At 47.4% G+C, this 11831-nt stretch carries 5 protein-coding genes, 16 tRNA genes and 2 rRNA genes; 2 read left to right on the plus strand and 21 right to left on the minus strand.

The annotated features are described in order from the left end of the window. The first annotated feature begins 268 nt into the window (after positions 1 to 268). Positions 269 to 1024 (plus strand): AraC family transcriptional regulator, encoded by a 756-nt coding sequence (locus NSQ50_RS26690; protein WP_038573295.1) that lies wholly within the window; start codon positions 269 to 271, stop codon positions 1022 to 1024. A 137-nt stretch (positions 1025 to 1161) separates the two neighbouring features. Here the strand turns inward: NSQ50_RS26690 and NSQ50_RS26695 are convergent. From NSQ50_RS26695 to NSQ50_RS26785, 19 genes are all read right to left on the minus strand, one after another. Next, a tRNA-Leu gene (locus NSQ50_RS26695) sits at positions 1162 to 1240 on the minus strand. Between the two features lie 14 nt (positions 1241 to 1254). After that, positions 1255 to 1328 (minus strand) — tRNA-Cys (locus NSQ50_RS26700). Between the two features lie 10 nt (positions 1329 to 1338). After that, positions 1339 to 1413 (minus strand) — tRNA-Gly (locus NSQ50_RS26705). 6 nt (positions 1414 to 1419) lie between these two features. Beyond that, positions 1420 to 1494, minus strand: a tRNA-Gln gene (locus NSQ50_RS26710). Positions 1495 to 1513: 19 nt separating this feature from the next. Next, positions 1514 to 1589 (minus strand) — tRNA-His (locus tag NSQ50_RS26715). A gap of 43 nt (positions 1590 to 1632) precedes the next feature. Next, positions 1633 to 1708 (minus strand) — tRNA-His (locus NSQ50_RS26720). 23 nt (positions 1709 to 1731) lie between these two features. Beyond that, positions 1732 to 1805: transfer RNA gene (locus NSQ50_RS26725), tRNA-Trp, on the minus strand. 6 nt (positions 1806 to 1811) lie between these two features. Continuing rightward, a tRNA-Tyr gene (locus NSQ50_RS26730) sits at positions 1812 to 1897 on the minus strand. A 5-nt stretch (positions 1898 to 1902) separates the two neighbouring features. Further along, positions 1903 to 1978 (minus strand) — tRNA-Thr (locus tag NSQ50_RS26735). Positions 1979 to 2006: 28 nt separating this feature from the next. Next, positions 2007 to 2082, minus strand: a tRNA-Phe gene (locus NSQ50_RS26740). Between the two features lie 10 nt (positions 2083 to 2092). Then, positions 2093 to 2170, minus strand: a tRNA-Asp gene (locus tag NSQ50_RS26745). 25 nt (positions 2171 to 2195) lie between these two features. Next, a tRNA-Met gene (locus NSQ50_RS26750) sits at positions 2196 to 2272 on the minus strand. Positions 2273 to 2289: 17 nt separating this feature from the next. Then, positions 2290 to 2365: transfer RNA gene (locus NSQ50_RS26755), tRNA-Val, on the minus strand. Positions 2366 to 2420: 55 nt separating this feature from the next. Beyond that, positions 2421 to 2495: transfer RNA gene (locus NSQ50_RS26760), tRNA-Glu, on the minus strand. Positions 2496 to 2513: 18 nt separating this feature from the next. Continuing rightward, positions 2514 to 2606: transfer RNA gene (locus NSQ50_RS26765), tRNA-Ser, on the minus strand. Between the two features lie 3 nt (positions 2607 to 2609). Next, positions 2610 to 2685 (minus strand) — tRNA-Asn (locus NSQ50_RS26770). A gap of 60 nt (positions 2686 to 2745) precedes the next feature. Further along, positions 2746 to 5672, minus strand: a 23S ribosomal RNA gene (locus tag NSQ50_RS26775). A 232-nt stretch (positions 5673 to 5904) separates the two neighbouring features. Beyond that, positions 5905 to 7462, minus strand: a 16S ribosomal RNA gene (locus NSQ50_RS26780). The 16S and 23S rRNA genes sit together here with 16 tRNA genes alongside, the layout of an rRNA operon. Before the next feature lie 426 nt (positions 7463 to 7888). Then, positions 7889 to 8767 (minus strand): nucleotidyltransferase-like protein, encoded by an 879-nt coding sequence (locus NSQ50_RS26785; protein WP_076224245.1) that lies wholly within the window; start codon positions 8765 to 8767, stop codon positions 7889 to 7891. 127 nt (positions 8768 to 8894) lie between these two features. Here NSQ50_RS26785 and NSQ50_RS26790 point away from each other — a divergent pair, with 127 nt between their 5' ends. After that, on the plus strand, positions 8895 to 9260 hold the full coding sequence (locus NSQ50_RS26790; RefSeq protein ID WP_036680151.1) for a DUF2614 family zinc ribbon-containing protein: 366 nt from the start codon (positions 8895 to 8897) through the stop codon (positions 9258 to 9260). A gap of 117 nt (positions 9261 to 9377) precedes the next feature. Here the strand turns inward: NSQ50_RS26790 and NSQ50_RS26795 are convergent, their stop codons facing one another. Continuing rightward, entirely contained in the window at positions 9378 to 11099 is a 1722-nt protein-coding gene (locus NSQ50_RS26795) for a glycosyl hydrolase family 18 protein (RefSeq protein ID WP_076224248.1), read from the minus strand. 210 nt (positions 11100 to 11309) lie between these two features. Beyond that, positions 11310 to 11741, minus strand: coding sequence for a peroxide-responsive transcriptional repressor PerR (gene perR, locus NSQ50_RS26800; protein WP_036680160.1), 432 nt, complete (start codon positions 11739 to 11741; stop codon positions 11310 to 11312). Positions 11742 to 11831 lie beyond the last annotated feature (90 nt).

An 11831-nucleotide genomic window follows, 5' to 3' on the forward strand; every position in this document is an offset into this window, starting at 1 on the left:
ATTGTATAATTCACGGTTCAAATGGAAATTCTCTTTTTTCCAAATAAAGTATCATTAAAAGTAATAAATTTAACGTTTAGGCTCAAAAATAGCAATAAAAATACCATTATTATTAATAATCCGCTTTATTTCCGAACGAGATGGCCAGTCAGGTTGCGAACTTTCGGATTTATTGATACGATCATAACAAATATTATTAAAAATAATTATATGATTTCGGTCATAGTTTTGTACGATTCGGCTAAAACATAAGTATTGGAGGATCATCATGGATCGTGTTCTATATATTGTAAGTGCCACACATGAGCTAAATACTTATATCCCTCCACACCAGCATGAATGCTACGAACTGGTCTATTATTTACAGGGGGTAGGGACAACCAATGTTGGCCCACGAAGTTACCATTTTCGCTCCTCTTCTTTCGCGCTTGTGCCACCCAATCATAAACATGACGAGCACCACCGTGAGGATGCAAATGTATTATTTGTAGGCTTCCACTCGGAACACCCTAATATGAGTAATCTGCTCGGCGTATATGAAGATGATAAAGATCAGACCGTTCTTCAAATCCTGCTGCGAATGAAAGCAGAGTTTACACGCAAGCAAGACGGATTCTCTGAGCTTCTAAACCTACAAATGAGCGAGATTACCGTCCATCTTATGAGGCTTCTTAGTGCCTCTGGATATCAATCCCCATCAGAAGATCGAGTACAATATGTCCTTAATTATATGAATGAGCATTATCGCCATAAATTGTCCGTCGAAACACTATCAGAAATGTCCGGATATAGCTACGATCGTTTTCGCCATCTATTTAAAGAACGTTTCGGGTCTTCACCCCTGCGGTATTTGCTGTTAAAACGCCTGGATTATGCAAAATCTCTATTACGTCATACTCAGATGCAAATCTCTGAAGTATCTGCTGCTGCAGGTTTTGTGAACGATGCCCAATTCTGCAATATGTTTAAACGAGAAATAGGTCATACCCCGCGAGCATTCCGCATTAATAATCAATCAGGTTAATCACTAATCAGATTAAAAAAAGCCGTTGAAATAGAGAAACTCCTCTATTCAACGGCTTAATCCTGTAAAACTAAGAACATAAAGAAAAAAGGTTAGTAAGATTGCTTATAAAAGCAATCTTACTAACCCTTTTAAGATACCGGCGAGAGGACTCGAACCTCCACGGTTTCCCACTCGATTTTGAGTCGAGCGCGTCTGCCATTCCGCCACGCCGGCACATATGAACTAAATGGAGGCGCCACCCAGATTTGAACTGGGGATAAAGCTTTTGCAGAGCTTTGCCTTACCACTTGGCTATGGCGCCATGTAAATTTTGGAGCGGACGACGGGAATCGAACCCGCGACCCTCGCCTTGGCAAGGCGATGCTCTACCGCTGAGCCACGTCCGCATAAAATGGCTGGGGATATAGGATTCGAACCTATGAGTGACGGAGTCAAAGTCCGTTGCCTTACCGCTTGGCTAATCCCCAATAACATTTTAAAGTAAAATGGGGCGACTGATGGGTCTCGAACCCACGAATGCCGGAACCACAATCCGGTGCGTTAACCCCTTCGCCACAGTCGCCATATTAAGTTGATATTGTTGCCATTATTCATTTTAAAGTAAATGGGGCGGCCGATGGGTCTCGAACCCACGAATGCCGGAACCACAATCCGGTGCGTTAACCCCTTCGCCACGGCCGCCATATTAAACTTTAGAAAGAACTTGGCAGGGGCAGCAGGAATTGAACCCACACCAACGGTTTTGGAGACCGTTGTTCTACCTTTAAACTATGCCCCTAAAAACTGGTGGAGGATGATGGATTCGAACCACCGAACACTTACGTGAGCAGATTTACAGTCTGATGCGTTTGGCCACTTCGCTAATCCTCCAAGGATGGTGCCGGCGAGAGGACTTGAACCCCCAACCTACTGATTACAAGTCAGTTGCTCTACCAATTGAGCTACACCGGCATGGCACTCATTCTTTTGTGATGATAAATGGTGGCTCGGGACGGAATCGAACCGCCGACACGAGGATTTTCAGTCCTCTGCTCTACCGACTGAGCTACCGAGCCATGATGAAAATGGCGGAACCGACGGGATTCGAACCCGCGATCTCCTGCGTGACAGGCAGGCATGTTAGGCCAACTACACCACGGTTCCAAAAGATATAATTGCTTAAGTTAATTGGTTGCGGGGGCAGGATTTGAACCTGCGGCCTTCGGGTTATGAGCCCGACGAGCTACCGGGCTGCTCCACCCCGCGTCAGTAAAAATATGTTATGGTGGAGGCTGAGGGGATCGAACCCCCGACCCTCTGCTTGTAAGGCAGATGCTCTCCCAGCTGAGCTAAGCCTCCATAAACAACAATTGTTATTGTACCAAAGTCCACTAGGATAAATCAAGTGAAAATTTGGTGACCCGTATGGGATTCGAACCCATGTTACCTCCGTGAAAGGGAGGTGTCTTAACCCCTTGACCAACGGGCCATACTAATTAAAAATTTGTGGCGGAGAGAGAGGGATTCGAACCCTCGAGACGCTTGTGGCGCCTACACGATTTCCAATCGTGCTCCTTCGGCCAAACTCGGACACCTCTCCATATGGCTCCCCGAACAGGACTCGAACCTGTGACAACTCGATTAACAGTCGAGTGCTCTACCAACTGAGCTATCAGGGAATATTCATACCAGGCTTGATGCCTGAAAACTGAATCCGAAACGAATTTGCATTCTAAGTATAGGATAAGCCCTCGACCGATTAGTATTGGTCAGCTCCATGCATTGCTGCACTTCCACCTCCAACCTATCTACCTCGTCGTCTTCAAGGGGTCTTACTAATTGGGAAATCTCATCTTGAGGGGGGCTTCACGCTTAGATGCTTTCAGCGCTTATCCCGTCCGTACGTAGCTACCCAGCCATGCTCCTGGCGGAACAACTGGTGCACCAGCGGTACGTCCATCCCGGTCCTCTCGTACTAAGGACAGCTCCTCTCAAATTTCCTGCGCCCACGACAGATAGGGACCGAACTGTCTCACGACGTTCTGAACCCAGCTCGCGTACCGCTTTAATGGGCGAACAGCCCAACCCTTGGGACCTACTTCAGCCCCAGGATGCGATGAGCCGACATCGAGGTGCCAAACCTCCCCGTCGATGTGGACTCTTGGGGGAGATAAGCCTGTTATCCCCAGGGTAGCTTTTATCCGTTGAGCGATGGCCCTTCCATGCGGTACCACCGGATCACTAAGTCCGACTTTCGTCCCTGCTCGACTTGTAGGTCTCGCAGTCAAGCTCCCTTATGCCTTTGCACTCTGCGAATGATTTCCAACCATTCTGAGGGAACCTTGGAACGCCTCCGTTACTCTTTAGGAGGCGACCGCCCCAGTCAAACTGCCCGCCTGACACGGTCCCCGTACCCGGTAAGGGTACTAGGTTAGAACCTAGATACGATCAGGGTGGTATCCCAACGGCGCCTCCACCGAAGCTTGCGCTCCGATTTCTACGGCTCCCACCTATCCTGTACAGATCGTACCCAAATTCAATATCAAGCTGCAGTAAAGCTCCATGGGGTCTTTCCGTCTTGTCGCGGGTAACCTGCATCTTCACAGGTATTAAAATTTCACCGGATCTCTCGTTGAGACAGCGCCCAAGTCGTTACGCCATTCGTGCGGGTCAGAATTTACCTGACAAGGAATTTCGCTACCTTAGGACCGTTATAGTTACGGCCGCCGTTTACTGGGGCTTCGGTTCATAGCTTCGGGTTACCCCTAACCACTCCCCTTAACCTTCCAGCACCGGGCAGGCGTCAGCCCGTATACTTCGCCTTGCGGCTTCGCACAGACCTGTGTTTTTGCTAAACAGTCGCTTGGGCCTTTTCACTGCGGCCCCCTCGTGCTATTCACACTACCGGGGCACCCCTTCTCCCGAAGTTACGGGGTCATTTTGCCGAGTTCCTTAACGAGAGTTCTTCCGCGCGCCTTAGAATTCTCTTCTCGCCTACCTGTGTCGGTTTGCGGTACGGGCACCTTCTCCTGGCTAGAGGCTTTTCTTGGCAGTGTGAGATCATGACCTTCGCTACTATAATTTTCGCTCCCCATCACAGCCCAGCCTTATCGATGTGCGGATTTGCCTACACATCAGCCTCACTGCTTAGACGGACATCCATCAGTCCGCGTCACTACCCTCCTGCGTCACCCCATCGCTCATAGCGGATTACGGTGGTACAGTAATTTCAAACTGTTGTCCTTCGACTACGCCTTTCGGCCTCGCCTTAGGTCCCGACTTACCCTGAGCGGACGAGCCTTCCTCAGGAAACCTTGGGCTTTCGGCGGATCAGATTCTCACTGATCTTTTCGTTACTCATACCGGCATTCTCACTTGTGTAGTGTCCAGCGCTCTTTTCAGTACACCTTCAACCCCTACACAACGCTCCCCTACCCCAGATACATACGTATCTAGCCATAGCTTCGGTGGTGTGTTTAGCCCCGTTACATTTTCGGCGCAGAGTCACTCGACCAGTGAGCTATTACGCACTCTTTCAATGGTGGCTGCTTCTAAGCCAACATCCTGGTTGTCTGTGCAACTCCACATCCTTTCCCACTTAACACACACTTGGGGACCTTAGCTGATGGTCTGGGCTGTTTCCCTTTTGACAATGGATCTTAGCACTCACTGTCTGACTCCCGGCAATAAGTATATGGCATTCGGAGTTTGACTGAGCTTGGTAATCCTTGCGGACCCCGCACCCAATCAGTGCTCTACCTCCACTACTCTTATACCGAGGCTAGCCCTAAAGCTATTTCGGGGAGAACCAGCTATCTCCGAGTTCGATTGGAATTTCTCCGCTACCCCCACCTCATCCCCGCACTTTTCAACGTACGTGGGTTCGGGCCTCCAGTGCGTGTTACCGCACCTTCACCCTGGACAGGGGTAGATCACACGGTTTCGGGTCTACGTCCACATACTAAGTCGCCCTATTCAGACTCGCTTTCGCTGCGGCTCCACCTTCTCGGCTTAACCTTGCATGTTAAACGTAACTCGCCGGTTCATTCTACAAAAGGCACGCCATCACCCATAGATCGGGCTCTGACTTTTTGTAAGCACACGGTTTCAGGTTCTATTTCACTCCCCTTCCGGGGTGCTTTTCACCTTTCCCTCACGGTACTGTTTCACTATCGGTCGCCAGGTAGTATTTAGCCTTAGCAGATGGTCCTGCTGGATTCATACGGGGTTTCACGTGCCCCGCACTACTCGGGATCCGTCTCGGAGAGAATACAGTTTAGGTTACAGGGCTTTTACCTCTATCGCGGGCCTTTCCAGACCTCTTCACCTACCATATTCCTTTGTAACTCCATGTGAGACGTCCCACAACCCCTAAGAGCAAGCTCTTAGGTTTAGGCTGTTCCGCGTTCGCTCGCCGCTACTGACGGAATCACTATTGTTTTCTCTTCCTCAGGGTACTTAGATGTTTCAGTTCCCCTGGTCTGCCTCTACATTTCCTATGTATTCAGAAATGAGTAACTGCGAATTACCACAGCTGGGTTTCCCCATTCGGACACCCCCGGATCAAAGCTTGCTTACAGCTCCCCGAGGCAGTTTCGTTGTTCGCCACGTCCTTCGTCGGCTCCTGGCGCCTAGGCATCCTCCGTGTGCTCTTATTAGCTTAACCTTGATTCTTCCGAAGAAAAATCTCACTAATAACTTTTACTTGTTTACACAAGTTGCTAAAAGATGTTCTAAAACGCAAATTCGTTTCGGTATCCAGTTTTCAAGGATCAAGTCTTACTTGAGAGCTTAAACTCTCAAAACTGAGCAACGAGTGAGTAACAGGCCTAAACCTGAGTTTTGGAAGCTTAGCTTCCGATTTGAATGTTCTCATTGCAGAGAACGATTCTCCATAGAAAGGAGGTGATCCAGCCGCACCTTCCGATACGGCTACCTTGTTACGACTTCACCCCAATCATCTACCCCACCTTCGGCGGCTGGCTCCCTTGCGGGTTACCCCACCGACTTCGGGTGTTGTAAACTCTCGTGGTGTGACGGGCGGTGTGTACAAGACCCGGGAACGTATTCACCGCGGCATGCTGATCCGCGATTACTAGCAATTCCGACTTCATGCAGGCGAGTTGCAGCCTGCAATCCGAACTGAGACCGGCTTTGATGGGATTGGCTCCACCTCGCGGCTTCGCTTCCCGTTGTACCGGCCATTGTAGTACGTGTGTAGCCCAGGTCATAAGGGGCATGATGATTTGACGTCATCCCCACCTTCCTCCGGTTTGTCACCGGCAGTCACTCTAGAGTGCCCAGCATTACCTGCTGGCAACTAAAGTTAAGGGTTGCGCTCGTTGCGGGACTTAACCCAACATCTCACGACACGAGCTGACGACAACCATGCACCACCTGTCTCCTCTGTCCCGAAGGCCGCTGCTATCTCTAGCAGATTCAGAGGGATGTCAAGACCTGGTAAGGTTCTTCGCGTTGCTTCGAATTAAACCACATACTCCACTGCTTGTGCGGGTCCCCGTCAATTCCTTTGAGTTTCAGTCTTGCGACCGTACTCCCCAGGCGGAGTGCTTACTGTGTTAACTTCGGCACCAAGGGTATCGAAACCCCTAACACCTAGCACTCATCGTTTACGGCGTGGACTACCAGGGTATCTAATCCTGTTTGCTCCCCACGCTTTCGCGCCTCAGCGTCAGTTACAGCCCAGAAAGTCGCCTTCGCCACTGGTGTTCCTCCACATATCTACGCATTTCACCGCTACACGTGGAATTCCACTTTCCTCTTCTGTACTCAAGCCACCCAGTTTCCAGTGCGACCTCAGGTTGAGCCCAAGGTTTAAACACCAGACTTAAATAGCCGCCTGCGCGCGCTTTACGCCCAATAATTCCGGACAACGCTTGCCCCCTACGTATTACCGCGGCTGCTGGCACGTAGTTAGCCGGGGCTTTCTTCTCAGGTACCGTCACTCCGGTAGCAGTTACTCTACCGGACGTTCTTCCCTGGCAACAGAGCTTTACGATCCGAAAACCTTCATCACTCACGCGGCGTTGCTCCGTCAGGCTTTCGCCCATTGCGGAAGATTCCCTACTGCTGCCTCCCGTAGGAGTCTGGGCCGTGTCTCAGTCCCAGTGTGGCCGTTCACCCTCTCAGGTCGGCTACGCATCGTCGCCTTGGTGGGCCGTTACCCCACCAACTAGCTAATGCGCCGCAGGCCCATCCCTCAGTGACAGATTGCTCCGTCTTTCATTCTTCTCTCAGGAGAAAAAAGAAATTATCCGGTATTAGCTACCGTTTCCGGTAGTTATCCCAGTCTGAAGGGCAGGTTGCCTACGTGTTACTCACCCGTCCGCCGCTAAGTTACTTTGAAAGCAAGCTTTCAAAGTAACTCCGCTCGACTTGCATGTATTAGGCACGCCGCCAGCGTTCGTCCTGAGCCAGGATCAAACTCTCCAATTAGTATTGAAAAGAGCGATATGCTCATTTTGAAACATCTGACGAGAAAATTAATTCTCTAATTTTGGATTTCACTTACGTGATTTCCTACTCACTCGTTGTTCAGTTTTCAAAGATCAAGCCGTTTATTTCGTCGATGTGTTGTTCAGCAGCGACCCTTATAATATATCACAGCACCCTCGTTTTAGTCAACCTTTTTTTTAATTTCTTTTTTCGGTTGTCTTTCGAATGTTTTCGAAAGCACATCTCTGTGTCAGAGGGACGAGTTATAATTTAACACATGAACAAGGAAAGAGTCAACCATTAATTTTTCTGAATAAATATGAGCGTTTCATATTAGTAAACAAATAAAAAAGAGAGTGCTCAGCCTCTCCCTATCCTTGCTCATCTCTCTATAATTAAACATCTTCTACTGTATCTAATTCATCTCTATAATGTATAGCGGATCGCATGCCCTTCTCCCTCGTGAACATCAGCCCAAGATGTAATCTCTCGGATTAGCGAACGAGAAACCAGCTTTCGTAAAACAAGGGGTAGTTCAGACTCTAATTGACTCAGACCTGAATGCTGCAGTAATTCTTTAATGCTCCATGCTTCCTTACGGCTATTCAAAATATTAAAGAGCAATAGACAACAGTCCGTCATTTTGGACATAATCCCAAATTCACATGCAAGAAGCACAAGCTCCACACGTTGCTCTAAGGTCTCAGTACTGACCGTTAACTCCTCATAAAGTTTATGAACAGAGGTATTCATACTTTTAACCTGCTCCCAAATAGCTGGCTCGGGGAAAGCACCCACTTCACTCACTTCTATTCTTGCCCAATGATATAAGGCTATCAATACACAGTTGTAAGCATCCATAATAAAGCCAGCCTCTATATAGCGCTTGGATTTCACATACATATGCAAAAAGCGGGCAAACTCCATAAATGCGACCCGTTCCTTGATCGGTCCTTCAAATTGCAATATCTCGCTGCGCATTTCCTCGAGTATTCCCTTGGGGTCCCAGATCACTTCCCCCCTCATCAAACTGATAAGAAGTTCGTTATTATCCCCTGCCATAACAGCCTGCTCCAAAGCAAATAGGCCGATATGGACTGACTGGGTCCGTTGGTCACCGGCAATGGTATGGCGAACAATATGCTCTCTATCCTGTTCTTCATGCAATACTAACACTACCATATCAAAATCTTGAAGAAGTGCGCTTTGAAACGGAATATCCCCATTCTGCCGCAAAACGACCGCTCCTAAAACATTCTCATCAAACGTTTCTCCACTCAACAAAGTTACATTGGACAGTTCCATGCTTCCCTCCATTAAATTTGGCGATTTTGCGTCCAGTCAGTTATAATTCAGTTATAATTATTATTCTACATATGAAAGACAGTTCCTTCTGGACAACCCAACTATATTTAGTTAGGAGCAAACACTCATGAAGTTTAAAACGGCTAAGATCAACGCTTTTCGCACATGGGGATTACTGCTCACAATGCTCGGAATGGGACTTATGGTTTTGGGTACAGCGGGCATCGTGTTTTGGGGCTCAACTGGAAAAGTATTCGCTGGAATCGGTCTTGTAATCGGTTTAATCTCAATGATGGCAAGTCTTGCAATCTATTTCTGGGCTGGGATGCTGTCAACTAGCGCAGTCCAACTGGAATGCCCTGAATGTCACAAGCTGACCAAAATGCTGGGCAAAACAGACCGCTGTATGTTCTGCCATACCATCCTTACTATGGATCCAGCTGAGGCCAATATTACTGCGGAACAACTTAAGAGTCAGCAGCTTAATCAATAAAACATATCTTACAGAAGCTTATTACTAGCGATTTATAATGCAATCAAACATTTGCTTAATACAACAAAGGGGCCCCTATATTGGGAGCCCCTTTGTTTATTATGAATGAAATAATAATTACTTATGAATCCCTTGTAATGCCTCCCACGCAGACGGATTACTAAAGCTGCGATTCCATGAACCGATGCCACCAAGCCCTAAAGACTTAGCAAGCTCAACTCTAGCTTTTAAAGAAACTTTGTCTTCGATCCATATTTTTTTAAGAGCGCCATCTTCCTTATACTCAACGTAATTCTGCCCAGCTGCCTTATCAAAGGTTGGGGTTAGCTTCTTCTCTTTAATAATTTTTTCAACGGCATTCATACTAACCGATTTAGAGCTTACTTTGGTCTTGCCATCCACCTGGGCCTCAGTCCAAATTCTAGTATACAGTGGAATCCCTAGAATCAGCTTCTCAGGCGGCACATCGTCTTCCTCTATGATCCGGCTTAACGAGCTTTCTACCCACGGCAGAGACGCAACAGAGCCCGCTACAGGACTAGCCGCCCAATGCTCGTCATAAGCCATAACAATAAGATAATCAACTACTGAATTAAGAGCCCTACGATCAAGGAAAGCTGACCACATCTCACTGTTGGATTTAGGGGTTACGTCTATGGAGACGATTAAGTTTTTGGCTTGAGCCATAGGTTTTAGCTCTCGCATAAATTGTGTAACATTCTCCCCGTCTTTCGTATATACATTCTCAAAGTCAATATTAATTCCATCCAGCTTGTATAAATCTGAATACTCGAGGATCTGTACGATCGCGTTCATCCGCTTCTCATAGCTCGACAATGCCTCAGTGGTTATGTCCGGATCAAAGCTATTGCTGAGCAGCCCCCATACTTCCAACCCGCGCTCATGGGCCCACTGCACATACGTACTATCAGCCTGACTGCGCACATTCCCATCACCATCTATGATACTGAACCAAGTCGGGCTAGCCACGTTAACGCCCGGTAGCTCACCGAATGTACTTGGATCAGGTTTACGTTGATAAACTGCTTCCCAATACAAATTCACTGACTTCCCTTTCCAGCTTCGTTCTGCCCGTGAGGGAGTGGTGCTTTTGGGTTCCACTGTCTTTTGACCGTCCGAGATAATATCACTAGCCTTGGCATAACCCGCGTAACCGCTGCTTAACTGCACATACAGCCAGTCCTCATTTTCCTTATTCCAAATACTCACACCGGCTCCTGGGGACATATCCGCCACGATGGGTGCGTGAATCGACGCTTCGTTGCGAAGAGCGACTGTCTTATCTCCCGCTCCATCTTTCACTTTCCCCAGAGGTACAGTCTCCCCTGCTGTCATTAACAGCACAGCCCCGGTGGTCGTATCCTCTTCAATTTCAAATCCATAAAGGTCCTCTAATACATCTGCAGGAAGATAGGTTATCTTCTCCTTAACTTCAGGTGCCAGCCGCAGCTGCAGCGGACGATTGTTCAGACTAGCATCGGTTTTATCCTCTTGCATATATAGAAGTTCACTTTCCGTTGATAGGATGACCGATTTAGTCTTTTCTTCATAACGAATAGAGGAGTCCACATGTTCCTGCAGTAATGGTAAAGGCAAAAGCATGCTATCACCGGTCCCTGAGGCGGAATATCCTGTTAGCTCTCCTTTTACGAAGATAGGATGTTCTAGGCCTTTCCAGTCTGGATCGATGTGCTGGCGATTTGGCAATACAAAAAACACAACCCAATAAGCTGCTGCCGCAATGAGCAAAAGTCCAAAAAAGCGTCGGAAAAGACCTCCGCGCTTTTTAACGCGTTTTTGTCTATATCTTCTGTCCAAAATAGATCCTCCAAATACTAGATGATTTTAAGTTAAGTCTAACAATACGATTATAACATCCACTTGGTTCCGGATAACCAGTATAAGTTAGTCATTTTCACTATATTTTGTTATTTTAAAAAAAATAAAAACGTGAGTCCTCCGCTTTCGGATTTCACACGTTTATTGTGTAGCTTGGCTATACGCCCTTGAGTACTGTAGTATTCTGTCTTATTGTTGCTTCTCTCTGCAACATTTGCAAACTCCATGCAATTCCATACGCAAACCCGTAATTTTGAAGCCCGTTTCCTGCTCCGCATGTATCTCTACATCATGAAGCGATGGATAACTAAAATCTTCAATCTTACCGCATAGCTGACAGATGACATGATAATGATCAGATACATTGGCATCAAAACGACTGGAACTATCCCCGTAGGTCAACTCGCGAACCATGCCGGCTTCCATAAACATCTTGAGATTATTATATACAGTTGCAACGCTCATGCTCGGAAATTTCGGCTCTAGCGCCCGGTATATATCGTCAGCTGTAGGATGATTCATTGCTTCCATCAAATACGTAAGAATCGCATGACGCTGGGGCGTTATACGGACACCTGTTGTCTTTAATTGTTCCAGTGCATGTTGTACTCCACTCCCCATTACTGTCACCGCCTTTTGAATTTAAAAATAAAAGAAGTACTTCTTAAGATTGTAAGACTGGTTTTTCAATGTTGTCAACGAAGTCTATAC

It is taken from the genome of Paenibacillus sp. FSL R10-2788 (assembly GCF_038003885.1).
In the GTDB taxonomy this organism is placed as follows: domain Bacteria; phylum Bacillota; class Bacilli; order Paenibacillales; family Paenibacillaceae; genus Paenibacillus_AQ; species Paenibacillus_AQ odorifer.